This window comes from Roseateles sp., from assembly GCF_052436255.1.
GTDB lineage: Bacteria > Pseudomonadota > Gammaproteobacteria > Burkholderiales > Burkholderiaceae_C > Pelomonas.
The window spans coordinates 1-16,612 of sequence record NZ_JBQVNP010000115.1 but is presented as its reverse complement, the minus strand read 5'-3'; the positions used below and the strand labels follow the sequence as shown (position 1 = coordinate 16,612).

15 protein-coding genes are annotated in these 16,612 nt (G+C 69.5%); 9 read left to right on the top strand and 6 right to left on the bottom strand.

Going from position 1 to position 16,612, the window contains the following annotated elements; all coding sequences use genetic code 11:
• From ACT6S0_RS20550 to ACT6S0_RS20525, 6 genes are all read right to left on the bottom strand, one after another.
• On the bottom strand, positions 1 to 2,077 hold a 2,077-nt coding region (locus ACT6S0_RS20550; RefSeq protein ID WP_444765649.1), incomplete at its 3' end, for a protein kinase domain-containing protein.
• A gap of 13 nt (positions 2,078 to 2,090) precedes the next feature.
• Positions 2,091 to 2,699 carry an ECF-type sigma factor gene (locus ACT6S0_RS20545; protein ID WP_444765648.1) on the bottom strand — a complete coding sequence of 203 codons (609 nt, stop codon included), beginning with the start codon at positions 2,697 to 2,699 and terminating at the stop codon, positions 2,091 to 2,093.
• A gap of 212 nt (positions 2,700 to 2,911) precedes the next feature.
• On the bottom strand, positions 2,912 to 3,874 hold the full coding sequence (egtD, locus tag ACT6S0_RS20540) for an L-histidine N(alpha)-methyltransferase (RefSeq protein WP_444765647.1): 963 nt from the start codon (positions 3,872 to 3,874) through the stop codon (positions 2,912 to 2,914).
• On the bottom strand, positions 3,871 to 5,034 hold the full coding sequence (gene egtB, locus ACT6S0_RS20535; RefSeq protein ID WP_444765646.1) for an ergothioneine biosynthesis protein EgtB: 1,164 nt from the start codon (positions 5,032 to 5,034) through the stop codon (positions 3,871 to 3,873). The genes egtD and egtB overlap by 4 nt, the downstream gene beginning before the upstream one ends.
• A 124-nt stretch (positions 5,035 to 5,158) precedes the next feature.
• On the bottom strand, positions 5,159 to 5,545 hold the full coding sequence (locus ACT6S0_RS20530; RefSeq protein ID WP_444765645.1) for a VanZ family protein: 387 nt from the start codon (positions 5,543 to 5,545) through the stop codon (positions 5,159 to 5,161).
• Positions 5,546 to 5,648: 103 nt separating this feature from the next.
• Entirely contained in the window at positions 5,649 to 7,970 is a 2,322-nt protein-coding gene (locus ACT6S0_RS20525) for a hypothetical protein (RefSeq protein ID WP_444765644.1), read from the bottom strand.
• Between the two features lie 146 nt (positions 7,971 to 8,116).
• Here ACT6S0_RS20525 and ACT6S0_RS20520 point away from each other — a divergent pair, with 146 nt between their 5' ends.
• The 9 genes from ACT6S0_RS20520 (at position 8,117) to ACT6S0_RS20480 (ending at position 16,534) form a co-directional block, all read left to right on the top strand.
• The gene (locus ACT6S0_RS20520; protein WP_444765643.1) at positions 8,117 to 8,506 is read left to right on the top strand and encodes a hypothetical protein; all 390 of its coding nucleotides are present in this window, start codon (positions 8,117 to 8,119) and stop codon (positions 8,504 to 8,506) included.
• 128 nt (positions 8,507 to 8,634) lie between these two features.
• Positions 8,635 to 10,728, top strand: a complete 2,094-nt coding sequence (locus tag ACT6S0_RS20515) for a 3-hydroxyacyl-CoA dehydrogenase NAD-binding domain-containing protein (protein WP_444765642.1) — start codon at positions 8,635 to 8,637, stop codon at positions 10,726 to 10,728.
• 30 nt (positions 10,729 to 10,758) lie between these two features.
• The gene (locus ACT6S0_RS20510) at positions 10,759 to 11,934 is read left to right on the top strand and encodes an acetyl-CoA C-acyltransferase (protein ID WP_444765641.1); all 1,176 of its coding nucleotides are present in this window, start codon (positions 10,759 to 10,761) and stop codon (positions 11,932 to 11,934) included.
• Positions 11,934 to 12,359, top strand: a complete 426-nt coding sequence (locus tag ACT6S0_RS20505; RefSeq protein WP_444765640.1) for a PaaI family thioesterase — start codon at positions 11,934 to 11,936, stop codon at positions 12,357 to 12,359. Before ACT6S0_RS20510 ends, ACT6S0_RS20505 begins: the two co-directional genes overlap by 1 nt.
• Position 12,360: 1 nt before the next feature.
• The gene (locus ACT6S0_RS20500) at positions 12,361 to 12,537 is read left to right on the top strand and encodes a hypothetical protein (protein WP_444765639.1); all 177 of its coding nucleotides are present in this window, start codon (positions 12,361 to 12,363) and stop codon (positions 12,535 to 12,537) included.
• 5 nt (positions 12,538 to 12,542) lie between these two features.
• Positions 12,543 to 14,360: an acyl-CoA dehydrogenase gene (locus ACT6S0_RS20495; protein WP_444765638.1), complete on the top strand. Its 1,818-nt coding sequence runs from the start codon at positions 12,543 to 12,545 to the stop codon at positions 14,358 to 14,360.
• A 17-nt stretch (positions 14,361 to 14,377) separates the two neighbouring features.
• The gene (locus ACT6S0_RS20490; RefSeq protein WP_444765637.1) at positions 14,378 to 15,169 is read left to right on the top strand and encodes an SDR family oxidoreductase; all 792 of its coding nucleotides are present in this window, start codon (positions 14,378 to 14,380) and stop codon (positions 15,167 to 15,169) included.
• 10 nt (positions 15,170 to 15,179) lie between these two features.
• A complete protein-coding gene (locus ACT6S0_RS20485; protein ID WP_444765636.1) occupies positions 15,180 to 15,617 on the top strand; it encodes a PaaI family thioesterase in 438 nt (145 codons plus the stop codon).
• A gap of 275 nt (positions 15,618 to 15,892) precedes the next feature.
• The gene (locus tag ACT6S0_RS20480; protein ID WP_444765635.1) at positions 15,893 to 16,534 is read left to right on the top strand and encodes an RpiB/LacA/LacB family sugar-phosphate isomerase; all 642 of its coding nucleotides are present in this window, start codon (positions 15,893 to 15,895) and stop codon (positions 16,532 to 16,534) included.
• Positions 16,535 to 16,612 lie beyond the last annotated feature (78 nt).

Below are 16,612 nucleotides of genomic sequence, written 5' to 3'. Positions count from 1 at the left end.
GCACGGGGTTGCCGGTGTCGCCGCCCTGTTGAGCCGCGCCGAGCGCCTCGCGATAGGTGCGCACGGCGTCGCGCCAGTGGCCGCTGCGTGCCTGCAGCAGGCCCTCTTCGCGCAGCACGCGATGCAGGTAGGTGCCGTCTTGCCCGTAGCGCTCGCGGGCCAGCGCGGCGGCTTCTTGCAGCAGTGGGCCGGCCTCGTCGAGCCGCCCCTGCGCCATCAAGGCCTGCGACAGGACCGTCAGGCGGCGGTGGTGCTGGCCCGGCAGCGCCGGCAGCGCGTGGCCGATGGCAACGGCCTGGCGCGCTTGGGCCTCAGCCTCGGCAGCGCGGCCGGCGGCGAGCGCCCACAGCGCCAGGTTGTTGTGCAGCTGGGCGACCTGATTGTGGGCCGCACCGAACTCGGCGCGACGCATGGCGAAGGCGCGGTCGAGGTGGACGCGCGCCTCGGCCAGCCGGCCGAGGTTGCTGAGCGTCATGCCGACGGCGTTGTGGGCGTCGGCCAGGTCCGCCGCCGGCGTGGCGGCCGCGGCCGTGCGCAGGGCCAGGCAGCGCTGCGCGGCCACGGCGGCGCCTTCATAGTGGCCCTGGCGGTTCAGCGTGAAGGCCAGCTTGTACTGCAGCGCGGCTTCCTGCACCGGGCGCGCCAGGCCGTCCGGGCCTTCCAGCGCGATGGCTTCGCGGTAGGCGCGCGCAGCGGCGTCGAGTTGGCCGATGTTCTCGTAGACGGTGCCCAGCACGTCCAGCAGACGGGCGCGCTGCTCGGGTTGCTGATGCAGCGTGCGCTCCAGCTGGGCGTGGCCGCGGTCCAGCAGCAGCCGGGCGGGTGTGTCGGCCGCTCGCATGCCGCGGTTCTCGGAGTCGGCGCCCTCGAACAGCCCGGTGACAAAGCGGCTGATCTGCTGCGCGGCCTGCGCCTGCCGGCGGGCGTTCTCGCCTTGCTCCAGCGCGGCCTGTTCGGCAGCACGCGCGCGGTCGCGCTGCTGCGCCAGGCTCCACGTGAAGGCCGCAGCCATCCCCAGCGCCCCGGCCCCGGCCAGGCAGGCCAGCCAGTGGCGGCGCAGGGCCAGCACCATCACGTAGCGGCGCCGTGCCGGGCCGGGGCCCCAGGCGCGCACCGGGCGGCCTTGCTGCAGCCGCTGAAGTTCGGCCCGCAGCGCGCCGACGCTGTCATAGCGCTGCGCCGGCTGCGCCGCCTGGGCCATCGTCCAGACCGCCGCCAGCGCCCGCCCCCGCAGCCCGCGCGGCAGCCGGGCCTCGGTGAGGCATTGCAGCAGGCGGCCCAGGCTGAAGATGTCGCTGCCGGTGCCAGGTGTTGCGCCGGCCAGTTGCTCGGGGCTGGCAAAGGCCGGCGTCAGCGCGGGCGCCTCGTCCGGCGTGTCGCCCTGCACCAGCCGCGCGATGCCGAAGTCCAGCAGCCGCACCTGGCCTTCGGCGTCGACCAGCACGTTGGACGGCTTGATGTCGCAATGCACCACCAGCCGCGCATGGGCGTGGGCCACTGCGTCGCACACCTGGTCGAACAGCGCCAGCCGCGTGGCCAGGTCGGCGGCGTGGTGCTCGCACCATTGGTCAACGGGCTCGCCGTCCACCAGCTCCATCACAAGGTAGGGCTGGCCCGCCGGCGTGCTGCCGCCATCCAGCAGCCGGGCGATGTGCGGGTGGCGCAGCCCGGCGAGGATCTGGCGTTCGCGCGTCAGCCGCGCCAGCGAGGCCGCATCGCCGCGGCTGCGCAGCAGCTTGATGGCCACCTGCTGCTCGTAGGCGCCGTCGGCGCGCTCCGCGCGCATGACGCGGCCCATGCCGCCTTCGCCCAGGTCGCCACACAGCCGCCAGGGCCCCAGCCGGTCGCCCGGGTACAGCGGCTCGGGCGGTGGCTGCAGGGCGCGGGACGCGGCGGCGATTGGCGCGCCGATGCGGGTCGTGAGGCGGTGGGCCTGCAGCAGCGCCCAGACGTCGTTGCGCAGCGCCTCGTCGGCGTCGGTGGCTTGCAGCGCGGCCCATTGCGTGGCGGCGTCGCCCAGCTCCACCAGCGCGTCGAACAGCGCCTTGCCCCGGGCGTAGCGGCTGGGCGCGTGCATGCGGGTCCGGGGGTCAGGCTTCGAGGCCGGCGCGCCCCAGGCCGGCGGACAGCCAGGCGCGCGCATGCCGCAGCTCGCGGTCCACGGTGGCCACCGACAGCGCCATCACGCTGGCGATCTCTTCGCGCTCCAGGCCGACGAAATAGGTCAGCTGCACCACCTGCGCGGCACGTGCGTCCTCGACTTCGAGCTGCTGCAGCAGCCGTTCGAGCGTGAGCAGGTCGGCGGTCTGGGACTCCTCGCCGACGTCGCTCAGCGTCCAGTCCACCAGCTGCCAACCCGCGCCGCCGGCGCGCTTGGCGGCCAGGCGGCTGCGCGCATGGTCCACCAGCACCTGGCGCATCACCAGCGAGACCGTGGCGAAGAAGTGCTGCCGGTCGTGCCAGTCCGGCGGCCGGGCCATCAGCTTGAGCAGCGCCTCCTGCAGCAAGTCCTCAGCGGCGAGCGACGGGGTGTCCGCGCCACGCAGGCGCGACTGCGCCAGCCGCAACAGCTCGCCCTGCACCCAGGCCAGCAGCTGCCGCAGCGCCTGGCCGTCGCCGGCCTGCCAGTCGTGCAGCAGCCGGGTGAGGGGGCGACCGTCGGCGGCGGGGATGGCTGGCGAAGGCGCGGGCGTTTTCATCGATCCGGAGCGCGGCGCGGGGCCGCCTTGAGTAGCCGGCATTGTCACCACGGACAGGGCGTTCGCTCCCCGCAGTGGCCTGTCCCCTGTTCGGGTGCTTGCCGGCGTTCACGGCAGGCGGGCGCGTGCCACTTTCTTCACGTCATCGAAGTCGCCGCGCCAGAGCTGGTCGTCCGGGCATCGGCCATGCGCCGGTTCTGCGAAGGGGCTTCTCATGCCTCCAGCCACAGGACCGCGAACCAGTGATTGGGGTCCGTCCACACCTTGCCCGGCTTGAAGCCTGCCCGTGCCGCCAGGGCCTGGAAGCCCTCGACGGTGTACTTGTGCGAGTGTTCGGTGTGCAGGGTCTCGCCCTCGTTGAACACATAGATCTCCCCACCCAGCTGCAGTTCCAGCGGACGGATCGCACGCAGGTGCATCTCGATGCGGCGGTAGGCCGGGTTGTAGAAGGCCAGATGCTGAAAGCCGTCGGTCGGGAACTCGGCGCCGAGTTCCTTGCGGGCGCGGTCCAGCAGGTTCATGTTGAACGCGGCGGTGACGCCTTCCACATCGTTGTAGGCGGCGTGCAGCACGTCCTCGTCCTTGACGAGGTCGATGCCGATCAGCAGGCCACCGCCGGCGAGTTCGGCTGCCGCCAGGCGCAGGAAGGCGTCGGCCTCGGCAGGCGTGAAGTTGCCGATGCTGGAGCCGGGAAAGAAACCGACGCGCCGGCTGCCTTCAACGCAAGCGGGCAGCGCATGCTGGCGTGTGAAGTCGGCCACCAGCGGGTGGATGGCCAGGCCGGGATAGTCGCCCGCCAGCCCGTCGCAGGCAGACAGCAGGTGAGGCCCGGAAATGTCCACCGGCACGAACTGCAGGTTGTCGCGCGGGATGGCGTCCAGCAGCAGGCGCACCTTGCGCAGCGCACCGGCACCGTATTCGACGAGCTGCACGCGCTCACCGAACTGTGCGGCCATATCGGCGGCATGCGTCTGCAGCAGTGCCAGCTCGGTGCGGGTCGGGTAGTACTCGGGCAGATCGCAGATCTGCTCGAACAGCCTGGAGCCGACCTCGTCGTAGAAATACTTGGGCGAGATGGCCTTGGGGATGCGGCTCAGCGCGGCGTGCAGGTCGTCCGCGAACTGTTCGTTCTCCACTGCGGCGCGGGGCTGGCGCCATTCGATACCTGGTTTCATCGTGCGAGCCTCACTCCACTGAACTGCCAGCGCGCCGCCGGCGGAAAAAAATTGCGGTAACTCGACCGCGCGTGACCGGCCGGCGTCGCCAGGCTGCCGCCCCGCAGCACCTGCTGGCCAACCATGAACTTGCCGTTGTATTCACCCACTGCGCCCGCTGCCGGACGGTAGCCGGGGTAGGGCGCATAGCTGGAGCGCGTCCATTGCCAGGCTTGGGTCTCGGCCTGGGCGAAGGCGGGCAAGCCGCATGCCGCCTCCCACTCGAACTCGGTGGGCAGCCGCGCGCCGGCCCACTCGGCAAAGGCGCAGGCCTCGTAGAAGCTGAGCTGCATCACGGGGGCCTGCGGGTCCATCGGCTGCGCGCCGTGCAGGCCGAAGACGCGGCCGTCCTCCAGCCAGTAGGCCGGCCGCTGCCAGCCCTGGGTCTGGACCATGGCCCAGCCGTCGGACAGCCACAGCAGCGGCTCGCGATAGCCGCCCGAGGCGATGAAGTCGGCGAATTCGCCGCAGCTGACGAGGCGGTTGCTGATCTCGAAGGGCGCCAGCAGCGTCTGGTGGCGCGGGCCTTCGTTGTCGAAGGCGAAGCCGCCGCCTTCGTGGCCGCCGTGACCGATAGCGACGATACCGCCGGGGTGCTGCAGCCAGCGCTGCTCGACGGTCATCGCCGGCTGAGGTGCCGATGTGTCGTAGGCCGGCAGCAGCGGGTTGCAAGAGAAGGCATGCAGGATGTCGGTCAGCAACAGCTCCTGGTGCTGCTGCTCGTGGTGGCAGCCCAGCTCGATCAGCTGGCGGGCGCCGTCAGGAGCCGCCTTTGTCAACTGAGGCAGCAGATCGGCCAAGGCCGCGTCCACATGGGCGCGGTAGGCCTTGACCTCGTCGAGCGAAGGCCGGCTCAGCAGCCCGCGCTGTGGTCTTGCGTGTCTGGGCCCCAGGCTTTCGTAGTAGGAGTTGAACAGGCGCGGCCAGCGTTCGTCGAAGACGCGGTAGCCGTTCAGATGGGGCACTAGCACCATGGTCTCGAAGAACCAGGTGGTGTGCGCCAGATGCCATTTGGCGGGGCTGGCGTCGGGCATGGACTGCAGCTGGGCGTCTTCGTCCGACAGGGGGGCGGCCAGCGCGAGCGAGTGGGCGCGCGTGGCGCGGAGCAAGTCGGGCAACATGGGGAGCAACCGTAACGCAATCTGCTGCCAACGGTATGTCAGTGCAGGGTCTTGCGCTGTAGGACGTTGACCCCTGTGGCGTGGCGCAAGAAAAGGGGCGCGCCCCCCTAGGTTGCGAGGGTCGTCACGGACGCCGTGCTGCGAGGCCTGCGATCGGCGAGGCCGCGGCCAGGCCGACGGCGATGCCCAGGCCATTGGCCAGCAGGTCCAGCCAGTCGGCACTGCGCGACGGCACAAAGCTTTGCGCGAGCTCGATGGCGCCGCCGTAGACCAGCAGGGCGGCGGCCAGCGCGGGCCACTGGCGTGGCCGCGGCCACAGCGCCCAGACGGCGGCGAAGGCCAGCGCGGCAAAGGCGAGCGCGTGGTTGGATTTGTCCCAACCGGTATCGACGGTCCTGGGCGGCGCGGGCGACAGGGCCAGCCAGGTCACGGTGATGAGCAGCAGGGCGAGCAGCGCGCGCCACAGGCCGCGGCGCTCAGGGGCAAAGAGGTTCAGAAACTGGCTGGACATGGCCGGACGCATTGTGGCCGCGTGCCGCTGCGCGCTGATTGCGGGCCGAGCACCGGGCCGAGCACCGGGCCAAGCACCGGGCCAAGCACCGGGCCAAGGGGCCTCACTTCATCTGTGTCATCCAGCCCCTGGCCTGGCGCAGGTGCGCGTTGAGCTGGGCCTGTGCGGGGCCGAGGTCGGCGTCGGTGACGGGCAGCTTCTCCTGCAACGCCGCGTCGATGAAGTCGCGCGAGGCCGAGTTCAGCATCCAGTTCATCGACGGCGGGCGCTGGCCCTTGACTGCGGGCAGGCGCAGCTCCGCCACCTGGGCGCAGCCGCCGATGCGTTTGATGAGTTCGACCGACGAGTCGCGTCCGCGGCCGCCGTTGCTGTTCAGGATGCCGCGCGGCGGTGCGACGAGTTCATGCAGGTTCATGTGCGTGGCGCGGTAGCGGCGGCCGTCCAGCGGCTGGGCGTCCGCTGCCTGGGGCGCGTCGCGGCACAGCCAGTCCTCGACCTGAGATGGGCTGTTGACCAGCAGCAGCAGGCGCAGCCGTGAGCGATCAAGCACGCCTTGTGAAGCACAGTCTTCATCAGGCTTGCAGACACGCAGCCGGCCCGCCGCTTCCAGCTCGCGCAGCAGGTCCGACAGCATCAGGGTGCCGCTGGCCTCCACGTAGCCGCCGTCGCCCAGGCGGTCCCAGATGCGGCCGACGTCGTCGGCCGCTTCGTCGGTGTGGGCCTCCTTGAAGAAAACGGCCGCGGCGGGGCTGATGTAGGGGAAGCGGGCGCTGTTGTGAACCGCCTGTGCCAGCGTCAGGTGCTCGACGTCCAGGCCCAGCGCGGGGTCGAGCAGGTCGATGCCGTCACCTGCGGGCAGGATGAAGTCGGCCTGGTAGACGCGCTGGCCACGCTCCAGCGCGGCCGTGTTCAGCGCCAGCAGCGGCAGCCATTCGGCCTCGGCGGCGCGGCCGTGCAGGGCGGTCAGCGGTTCGCCCCAGGGGTTGGCGTGGGCGGCCGGGCGCAGGGGGCATTGGCTGGCCAGGCTCCGCGGCCAGTCGCGCGCCCAGACCTGCTCCAGCCCCAGCGAGCGGTCGGCGCTCGGCAGGGCCACCGGCAGCAGGCGTTGCATCAGGTCGGGGTAGAGCAGGTAGCCCACCGGCGTGGCCAGGTGGTCGCGCCCGGTGAAGTCGCGCACCAGCTTCCAGGGCGTGCAGGCGGTGCTGTCCACAGCCTGGCGACGCGCGTCCACGGCGGCGACGAAGCTGGCCGCGCCCAGAGCGCCGCCGGAGGTGCCGCTGATGGCGAAAACCGAGTCGGCGAAGTTGACGCCCTGCTGTTCCCCCAGTTCCTGCAGCCGGGCCAGCGACGCACCGCCCCAGTAGGCCGCACGGGATGCACCACCGGTCACGGCGACGAGGACGAGCGGGCGCCTGCCGTCGGCACCGACGGTGCGCAGCCAGGCCTGCAGCCAGGCATCGGCCGGCTGGCGGCTGGCAATGCTCGCGCGTGCGCTGCGGTAGGGGTCGGCGACGCGGTGGTTGTCGTTCAACGGCGCGAAGGCAATGAACAGCAGCAGCGGCAGGGCGGTCAGCGGGTAGCCGAGCAGTGCCTTGGGCACATAGGTCAGCATGACGCCGCCGAAGACGATCCAGCTGCCCATGGCCAGCAGCACGAGGGCGGGCGCGCCAAGCGCGCGGGCGGTCGCCTCCGGCCAGGCCGCCAGCGCGCCAAAGATGGCCCATTGCAGCAGCAGCACCAGCACGACGAGCAGGCGCGATGGCGTGCTCATGCGGTCCTCGCGCTCCAGCAGCGCGATGGCTTCGCGCCGCCCATCCAGGGCCAGCCAGCGCGCCAGGCTTGAGCCAGCACCGAGCTTGAGCAGCCAGGCGCGCCGCCGCCAGACGAACAGGCTCAGGCCCACCGTGACGGCCAGCAGCGCGACGCCGATGAGGCGCTCGCGCGGCTGCAGCAGGAAGAACAGCGCGATGGGCAGTCCACCGCCAGCGATGAGGGCGCGCGGCAGCCAGCGACGCAGGCGCTCGCCGAACAGCGGGCGCGTGCATTCGCCCAGCGAGTCGGGCTTGAAGCGGCGGTCCAGCAGCAGCCGGGCGGTGTACCAGGCCAGCAGCTGCCACAGGGCGAAGGCGAACACCAGCACGGCGGTCTGAGCACTGCCGACCTCGAGCGACAGCAGGGTCTCGCGCGCCTGCTCCAGCCCGAGCAGCACCGCCACGCCGGCAATGACGATGCCGACCGGGAAGGCGCACAGCCACAGGACGCGCAGCAGGTAGAGCACGCGGGGCACGTCACCCTCGGGTTGCGCCGTGGGGGGGGCGGCGGGCGGTGGCGGACCGGGCTCCATGGGCGGCTGAGGCGGCGGCGGCGGGGAAAACTGCGGCGGCGGCGCGGGCTCGCGTGGCGGGTAGACGACCGGGATCAGCATGGCCGCACTCTAGCCCCGGCATGCAAGGCGACCAAGGGCGTCGCCACGCCCGTGCGGGCGTGGCGACTCGTGGCAAACCCTGCTCATGTGGGCGGCGCGCAGCGGCGCTCGTACATTTGCCGGCACGAGGATGTCGGGGAGGACACATGGACAAGAACCAACTGCTGCCGCTGCTGGGCGGCTTCCTGCTGGGCGGCCTAGTGGCGGCGGGCTCGCTGTGGGCCTGGCTGTCCCGCCAGCTCAGGCGCGAGCGCCAGCGCGTGCACAACGTCGAGCAGGCGCGCCAGCTGTCGGCACAGCAACTGACGCAGGCCCGCAAGCAGATCGAGCAGGTGCAGCGCGAGAACCATGAACTGCGCCTGGCGGTGCGCCCCACGCCGCGCCCAGCGCCTGCGGTCGAGGCGCCGGTGGACGCCGCCGACGCGGCGCGCCTGTATGCCGAGGCCAGGATGCAGCCGGCGCCGCCGAAGGAAACGCCCAAGGCATTCAAGGACACGGTGGTGCTGCGGCGCAGCCCGGACTCCACGCTGGACTGAACCGCGGTTGCCCGGCCTTGTCACTGCCGGGACAAGACCGCGTCATGGCGGCTGCCTAGAATCGAACGGTCGTTCTATTCTGGGCCGGCTGCCGAGACGCAGCGGGCTCGCCAACCGAGGTCGTGCCCATGACAGCCCATTACGAAGTTCGCGGCGCCGTTGCCGTGATCACGCTCGACAACCCGCCGGTCAACGGCCTGGGTTTTTCCACCCGCTCGGCAGTCGCTGCCGGCGTGGAGCGTGCCGAAGCCGATCCGGCCATCACGGCCCTGGACATCCCCGGCGCCGGCAAGGCGTTCTCGGGTGGTGCCGACATCAAGGAGTTTGGCTCGCCCAAGGCCTTGGCCGAACCGAACCTGCTGAGCCTGATCGCTGTCGTTGAGAACTGCAGCAAGCCGGTCGTCGCCGCGATCCACAGCGTGTGCATGGGCGGTGGCCTGGAGCTGGCGCTGGGCTGCCACTACCGCGTTGCCCAGACCGGCACCAAGGTCGCACTGCCGGAAGTCAAGCTGGGCCTGCTGCCCGGCGCTGGCGGCACGCAGCGCCTGCCGCGCGCGCTGGGTGTGGAGCCTGCGCTGAACATGATCGTCAGCGGTGAGCCGGTGGAGGCGCAGATGCTGGCCATGGTCCCGGGACAGAAGCTGTTCGACAAGATCGTCGAGGCCGACGTGGTGGACGCGGCGGTCAAGTTTGCTGCAGAGGTGTCCGAGAAACGGCCGCTGCCCAAGGTGCGTGAGCTGAAGGCCCGCCATCCCAACGCCGACGCCTACTTCCAGTTCGCCCGCAACATGGTGGGGGGCATGAGCAAGAACTTCCCGGCGCCGCTGCGCTGCCTGGAGGCCGTGGCCGGTGCCGTCAACATGAAGTTCGACGACGGCATGCGCGCCGAGCGCGAGGGCTTTGCGGCGCTGATGATGACGCCGGAATCGAAGGCCCTGCGCCATCTGTTCTTCGCCGAGCGCGTGGCCAGCAAGATTGCCGATGTGCCCGAGGGCACGCCGCTGCGCAGCATCGCCAAGGTCGGCGTCATCGGCGCCGGCACGATGGGCGGCGGCATCTCGATGAACTTCCTGAACGCGGGCATCCCGGTCACCATCCTGGAGACCAAGCAGGAGGCACTGGACCGCGGCGTCGCGACGATCAAGAAGAACTACGAATCCCAGGTCAAGAAGGGCAAGCTCAAGGAAGACAAGTACGCCCAGCGCATGGCGCTGCTGAGCACCACGCTGAGCTACGACGACCTGAAGGACTGCGACCTGATCATTGAGGCCGTGTTCGAGGAGATCGGCGTCAAGGAGACGGTCTTCAAGCAGTTGGATGAAGTCGCCAAGCCCGGGGCCATCCTGGCGTCCAACACCTCGACGCTGGACGTCGACAAGATCGCGTCCTTCACCAAGCGCCCGCAGGACGTGGTGGGCATGCATTTCTTCAGCCCGGCCAACGTGATGAAGCTGCTGGAAGTCGTGCGCGGCAAGGAAACCGCCAAGGACGTCCTGGCCACCGTCATGGCCATTGGCAAGAAGATCAAGAAGACGGCGGTCGTGTCCGGCGTCTGCGACGGCTTCATCGGCAATCGCATGATCGAGCAGTACAGCCGCCAGGCCGGCTTTCTGCTCGACGAGGGCTGCAGTCCGCAGCAGGTGGACAAGGCGGTCGAGAAGTTCGGCTTCGCGATGGGCCCGTTTCGCATGGGCGACCTGGCGGGCAACGACATCGGCTGGGCCATCCGCAAGCGCCGGGCGGTCGAGCGCGCCAACATGAAGTACTCGGCCAGCGCCGACCGTCTGTGCGAACTGGGCCGTTTTGGTCAGAAGACGAGTGCCGGCTGGTATGACTACCAAGCCGGCAAGCGCGACGCGATTCCGTCGCCGGTCGTCGAAGAGATGCTGGCCAAGCACCGCGAGTCCATTGGCGCCAAGAAGCGCGACATCAGTGATGAGGAGATCGTCCATCGCCTGGTGTTCGCCCTGGTCAACGAGGCCGCGCATCTGCTGGAGGAGGGCATTGCCCAGCGCGCGTCCGACGTCGACATGGTCTACCTGACCGGCTATGGCTTCCCGATCTTCCGCGGTGGCCCGATGTGCTATGCCGACACGGTGGGCCTGTTCAACGTCGTGCAGGCGATGAAGCGATTCGCAAAGAACCCGATGGACGACGGCGCGTTCTGGACGCCGGCTCCCTTGCTTGCTCGCCTCGTGGCCGAAGGCCAGAGCTTCACCTGACGCGACCGTCCGACTGACAAGGATCAAGACATGAGCAACGCACTGATCGTCTCCACCGCCCGCACCCCGCTGACCAAGAGCTGGAAGGGCGCGTTCAACATGACCCATGGCGCCACACTCGGCGGTCATGCCGTGCAGGCCGCCGTCGAGCGCGCCGGCATCGAAGCCGGCGCCATCGAGGACGTGCTGATGGGCTGCGCCAATCCTGAAGGCGCCACCGGCGCCAACATCGCGCGCCAGATCGCGCTGAAGGCCGGCCTGCCGGTGACGGTGAGCGGCGTCACCATCAACCGCTTCTGCTCCAGCGGCCTGCAGACCATTGCCATGGCCGCGCAACGCATCATCGCGGGCGAGGGCGACGTCTACATCGCCGGCGGCGTGGAAAGCATCTCCTGCGTGCAGCAGGAGATGAACAAGCACATGCTGGCCGACCCGGCCCTGCTGAAGATCAAGCCGGAGATCTACTGGAGCATGCTGCAGACCGCCGAGAACGTGGCCAAGCGCTACAACATCTCGCGCGAACGCATGGACCAGTACGGCGCCGCCAGCCAGCAAAAGGCCTGCGCCGCCCAGGCCGCCGGCAAGTTCAACGACGAGATGATCTCGGTGACAACGACCATGGGCGTGGCCGACAAGGTCATGGGCTTGATGAGCAAGGAAGTGACCGTGAGCGCCGACGAAGGCCTGCGCGAGGGCACGACCTATGAAGGCATCAAGGACTTGCGCACCGCGCTGCCCGGCGGCGTCATCAGCGCCGGCAATGCCAGCCAGTTCAGCGACGGCGCCGGCGCCTGCGCGCTGGTCAGCGAGCAGTACGCGTCCACGCACAACCTCAAGCCCATCGGCCGCTTCCTCGGCTTCGCGGTGGCCGGCTGCGAGCCCGACGAGATGGGCATCGGCCCCGTCTTCGCGGTCCCGAAGGTGCTGAAGAAGCTGGGCCTGACGGTGGCCGACATCGACCTGTGGGAACTCAACGAGGCCTTCGCCGTGCAGGTGCTGTATTGCGCCGACACGCTGGGCATCCCGATGGACCGCCTGAACGTCAACGGCGGCGCGATTGCCGTCGGCCACCCCTACGGCGTCTCGGGCCAGCGCCTGACCGGCCATGCCTTGATCGAAGGCAAGCGCCGTGGCGCTAGAAAAGTCTGCGTGACGATGTGCATCGGCGGCGGCATGGGCGCGGCAGGCGTGTTCGAAGTTCTCTGATGAGCGTGACGCCGGAACTGTTCCTGGCGATGGGTCGCGAGATCCTCGCCAAGCAGCCGTTCAGCGTGCTGCTCGGCGCGGAGCTGGCGGCGCTTGCGCCGGGCCGGGTCGAGTTGCAGCTGACCCTCAAGCCCGAGCACCTGCAGCAGAACGGCTTTGCGCATGGCGGCGTCGTCAGCTATCTGGCTGACAACGCGCTGACCTTCGCCGGCGGCACGGCCATGCAGGTGCCCGTCGTCACATCGGAGTTCAAGATCAACTACGTGCGCCCGGCCGTGGGCGAGCGGCTGATCGCGCGCGCCAGCGCCGACGCCGTCAGCAAGACGCAGGCGGTGTGCCGCTGCGAGGTCTTCGCGGTGAAGGACGGCGTGGAGAAGCTCTGCGCGCTGGCCCAGGGCACCATCGTCCGCCTCGCGCAGGACTGACATGCACGTCGACCTGCGCGGTGCCGGCGGCGAGCGGCTGGAGTGCGAGGCCTGGGTCATCAAGCCCGGCCGACAGGTTTCATTCACCGAGGCCGAGGTGTACGCAGTGGGGACCAGCGGCGAGCGCAGGCTCGTCGCCCAGGCCAGCGGCGCCATGGCCGTCACCAAAGCGGAATAGCACCGATGCGCGAGACCCTCGAGTTCCTGCTGTACGACTGGCTGCAAGCCGATGACCTGACGGCGCGCCAGCGCTTCGCCGACCACTCTCGCGAGACCTTCACGGCCGTGCTCGACACGACCGAGCGGATTGCCCGCGAGAAGTTCGCACCGCACTACCGGCTGATGGACACGGAGGAGCCCCGCTTTGATGGCGAGCGCGTCCACCTGCCGGCGGCGACGCTGGAGGCGGTGAACGCCCTGGTCGACTCCGGCATGTTGGCGGCAACCAAGGACTACGAACTCGGGGGCATGCAGTTGCCCTGCGTCGTTGACACGGCGGCCCATGCTTTTCTCAGCATGGCCAATGTCCATGCCGGCTCGTATGCCGTGCTGACGACCTGCAATGCCAATCTGCTGATGGAGCATGGCAGCGAACGCCAGCGCGAGGTCTTCGCCAAGACGCTGCTGGCCGGCCAGTGGTTCGGCACCATGTGCCTGTCGGAGCCGCAGGCGGGCTCGTCGCTGTCCGACGTGGTCACGCGCGCCGAACTGGAGAACGCCGACGACCCGCTCGGCCCGCGCTACCGGCTACGCGGCAACAAGATGTGGATCTCCGGCGGCGAGCATGAGCTGCGCGAGAACATCGTCCATCTGGTGCTGGCCAAGATCCCGGGGCCCGACGGCAAGCTGATTCCGGGCACCAAGGGCATCTCGCTGTTCATCGTGCCCAAGCGCATGGTGGGCGCCGGCGGCCAGCTGACCGGCGAGCGCAACGACATCGCGCTGGCGGGGCTCAATCACAAGCTCGGCCATCGTGGCACGACCAACTGTCTGCTGAACTTTGGCGAGGGCCGCTTCCAGCCGGAAGGCAAGGCGGGCGCGGTCGGCTACCTGGTCGGCAAGCCCCACGAGGGCCTGCGCTGCATGTTCTTCATGATGAACGAGATGCGCATCGGTGTGGGCCTGGGCGCGACGATGCTGGGCTACGCCGGCTATGAGGCGAGCCTGGCCTACGCCAAGGACCGACCTCAAGGGCGCGCGATGACGGCGGCCGGCAAGGACGCCGCCAGCCCGCAGCGGCCGATCATCGAACACGCCGATGTGCGCCGCATGCTTCTCGCGCAGAAGAGCTATGTCGAGGGTGCCCTGGCGCTGGAGCTTTACTGCGCCCGCCTGGTGGACGAGTTGAACACCGGCCTGGATGCGGCCCGCAAGGCCGAGGCGCAGGCCCTGCTGGATGTGCTGATCCCCATCGCCAAGAGCTGGCCGAGCGAGTGGTGCCTGGAAGCCAACTCGCTGGCCATCCAGGTGCTCGGCGGCTATGGCTACACGCGTGATTTCCCGGTCGAGCAGTACTGGCGCGACCAGCGCCTGAACATGATCCACGAGGGCACGCATGGCATCCAGGCGCTGGACCTGCTGGGCCGCAAGGTGGTGCAGCAGGGTGGGGCGTCGCTCGCCGCCCTGGCCGCCCGTATGCAGCAAACCATCGAACGCAGCATCCAGACCGACTGGGCGCCGCAGGCGAACCAGCTGGCCGCGGCGCTCGCCCAGGTCGGCGGCGCGACCAAGAAGGCCTGGAGCACCGGCGAGCCCGAGGAGGCGCTGGCCAACGCCACGCCCTATATGCAGGCCTTCGGCCACACCGTGCTGGCCTGGCTGTGGCTGGACGTGGCGCTTGCGGTCGAAAGGTCGGTCCAGGGTGACAGCGACTTCGCCCAGGGCAAGCGCGCCGCGGCCCGCTACTTCTTCGCCTACGAGCTGCCCAAGATCGGCGCCTGGCTGGACGTCGTCGCGCGCCGCGAGCCGCTGTGCCGCGAGATCAAACCTGAATACTTCTGAGAACCGGAGAAGACGACATGACAAGCAAAGTGCAGGAACTTTTCGACCTGAGCGGCCAGGTTGCGCTGGTGACTGGCGGATCCCGCGGCCTTGGGCTGCAGATCGCCGAGGCGCTGGGGGACGCCGGCGCCAAGATCATGCTGACCTCGCGCAAGGCTGCTGACCTGGAGGAAGCCGCAGCCCAACTTCAGGCGCGCGGCATCGACACCCGCTGGATCGCGGCGGATGCTGCGGTGGCGGAGGACGCGCAGCGCGTCGTCGCCGAAACGATGGAGCGCATGGGCCGCATCGACATCCTTGTCAACAATGCCGGCGCCAGCTGGGGCGCGCCCGCCGAGGAGCACCCCATCGAGGCCTGGGACAAGGTGATGAACCTGAACATCCGCAGCCTGTTCGTGTTCGCCCAGGCCGTGGCCAAGGCCAGCATGATCCCGCGCAAGTCGGGCCGCATCATCAACGTGGCTTCCATCGCGGGCCTGTCCGGCAACTCCGCCGTCATGAAGACCATTGCCTACAACACCAGCAAGGGCGCGGCCGTCAACTTCACGCGTGCGCTGGCCGGCGAGTGGGGCCAATACGGCATCACCGTCAACGCGCTGGCGCCGGGCTTCTTCCCGAGCAAGATGACCAAGGGCCTGCTGGCCACGGTGGGCGAGGAGAAGATGGCGTCCCATGCGCCGCTGAACCGCATCGGCGACGACGAGGACCTCAAGGGCGCGGCCTTGCTGTTCGCGTCGCGCGCCGGCAAGCACATCACCGGCCAGATCCTGGCGGTGGACGGCGGCGTCTCGGCCATCCACGGCGGATGAGCTTTTCGCCATGGAGTTTCCGGTCCACATCCCCTTTGTCCAGCAACTCGGGTTCACGCTGCATGCGGTCGGCGACGGCGAGGCCGAGCTGCGGCTGACGGTCAGCGAGCAGCACCTCAACTCCTGGCGCGTGGCCCATGGCGGCGTCGTGATGACGCTGCTGGACGTGGCCATGGCGCATGCCGCCCGCAGCGTCAACCGGCACCTGCCGGACCTCGGCCCGGGTGTCGTCACGGTCGAGATGAAGACCAGCTTCATGCGCCCGGGAGAGGGCGAGCTGCGCGCGGTGGGCAGGCTGCTGCACCGCTCGACGACGATGGCGTTCTGCGAGGGCTCGGTCTTCAGCGCGGACGACAAGCTTTGCGCCCACGCCACCGGCACGTTCAAGTACCTGCGTGCCCTGCCGGCAGGCCGCCAGCTCAAACCTTTGGGCGGCGAGGGCGACTGAGCCCTCGCCCGAATCCCCGTCTGGCTCCCGGGATTGAGTGGGGTTTCTGAAACGCCGTTCCAATAACGGGCACAATCGCGCCTGCGCCAGCACCTTCACCCGGGTGCGCGGTTGGCCAGGTTGCTCAGCGGGACCATGCAGTCCCGTCCCTTTCAAGGATGACGCCTGGCATGACGGCCCGCCCTCCGGCCCCTCTGGCCTGAGCCGCAGCGGCCCAATGCACGCGGAACGGCCTGTGTCGTTCCGGTCCTCATTCCGCTACCGAAAGCACCGCCATGAAGATCGCCCTCATCATCGAGAACAGCCAGGCCGCCAAGTCCGAGATCGTGCACAGCGCGCTCAAGACCGTCGTCGAGCCGCTGGGCCACAGCGTCCACCACTACGGCATGTACGCGCCCGAGGACAAGGCCTCGCTGACCTATGTCATGAACGGCCTGCTGGCCGGCATCCTGCTCAACAGCAAGGCCGCCGACTTCGTCGTCACCGGCTGCGGCACCGGCATGGGCTCCATGCTGGCCTGCAACTCCATGCCGGGTGTGTTCTGCGGCCTCGTGATCGACCCGACCGACGCCTTCCTGTTCGGCCAGATCAACGACGGCAACTGCCTGTCCATGCCCTATGCCAAGGGCTTCGGCTGGGCCGCCGAGCTGAACCTGCAGGACTGCTACCGCAAGCTGTTCGAGAACGAGCGCGGCGTGGGCTACCCCAAGGAGCGCGCCGCCATCATGGCCAAGAACCGCGGCATCCTGAAGGACCTCAAGGCCGCCTCCTGCAAGGACATGCTGAGCACGCTCAAGGCCGTCGACCAGGACCTGCTCAAGGCCACCGTGTCGGGCGAGAAGTTCCAGGAACTGTTCTTCACGAACTGCCAGGACGACGCCATCGCCGCCCACATCCAGGGCGTGCTGAAGAACTGAAGCCGGTCAGCCGCGCCGGCCGCGTTCACCAGCGCAGCCAGCGCGGGCCCAGCCAGGCGCCCAGCGCCATGCTGGCCA

Bases quoted from the DNA above. Each gene is read 5' to 3' on its own strand.
- ACT6S0_RS20515 (WP_444765642.1), top strand. From the start codon at position 8,635: ATGACAGCCCATTACGAAGTTCGCGGCGCCGTTGCCGTGATCACGCTC.
- ACT6S0_RS20490 (WP_444765637.1), top strand. From the start codon at position 14,378: ATGACAAGCAAAGTGCAGGAACTTTTCGACCTGAGCGGCCAGGTTGCG.
- egtB (WP_444765646.1), bottom strand. From the start codon at position 5,034: ATGTTGCCCGACTTGCTCCGCGCCACGCGCGCCCACTCGCTCGCGCTG.
- ACT6S0_RS20495 (WP_444765638.1), top strand. From the start codon at position 12,543: ATGCGCGAGACCCTCGAGTTCCTGCTGTACGACTGGCTGCAAGCCGAT.
- ACT6S0_RS20500 (WP_444765639.1), top strand. From the start codon at position 12,361: ATGCACGTCGACCTGCGCGGTGCCGGCGGCGAGCGGCTGGAGTGCGAG.
- ACT6S0_RS20520 (WP_444765643.1), top strand. From the start codon at position 8,117: ATGGACAAGAACCAACTGCTGCCGCTGCTGGGCGGCTTCCTGCTGGGC.
- ACT6S0_RS20485 (WP_444765636.1), top strand. From the start codon at position 15,180: ATGGAGTTTCCGGTCCACATCCCCTTTGTCCAGCAACTCGGGTTCACG.
- egtD (WP_444765647.1), bottom strand. From the start codon at position 3,874: ATGAAACCAGGTATCGAATGGCGCCAGCCCCGCGCCGCAGTGGAGAAC.
- ACT6S0_RS20545 (WP_444765648.1), bottom strand. From the start codon at position 2,699: ATGAAAACGCCCGCGCCTTCGCCAGCCATCCCCGCCGCCGACGGTCGC.
- ACT6S0_RS20510 (WP_444765641.1), top strand. From the start codon at position 10,759: ATGAGCAACGCACTGATCGTCTCCACCGCCCGCACCCCGCTGACCAAG.
- ACT6S0_RS20480 (WP_444765635.1), top strand. From the start codon at position 15,893: ATGAAGATCGCCCTCATCATCGAGAACAGCCAGGCCGCCAAGTCCGAG.
- ACT6S0_RS20525 (WP_444765644.1), bottom strand. From the start codon at position 7,970: ATGCTGATCCCGGTCGTCTACCCGCCACGCGAGCCCGCGCCGCCGCCG.
- ACT6S0_RS20530 (WP_444765645.1), bottom strand. From the start codon at position 5,545: ATGTCCAGCCAGTTTCTGAACCTCTTTGCCCCTGAGCGCCGCGGCCTG.
- ACT6S0_RS20505 (WP_444765640.1), top strand. From the start codon at position 11,934: ATGAGCGTGACGCCGGAACTGTTCCTGGCGATGGGTCGCGAGATCCTC.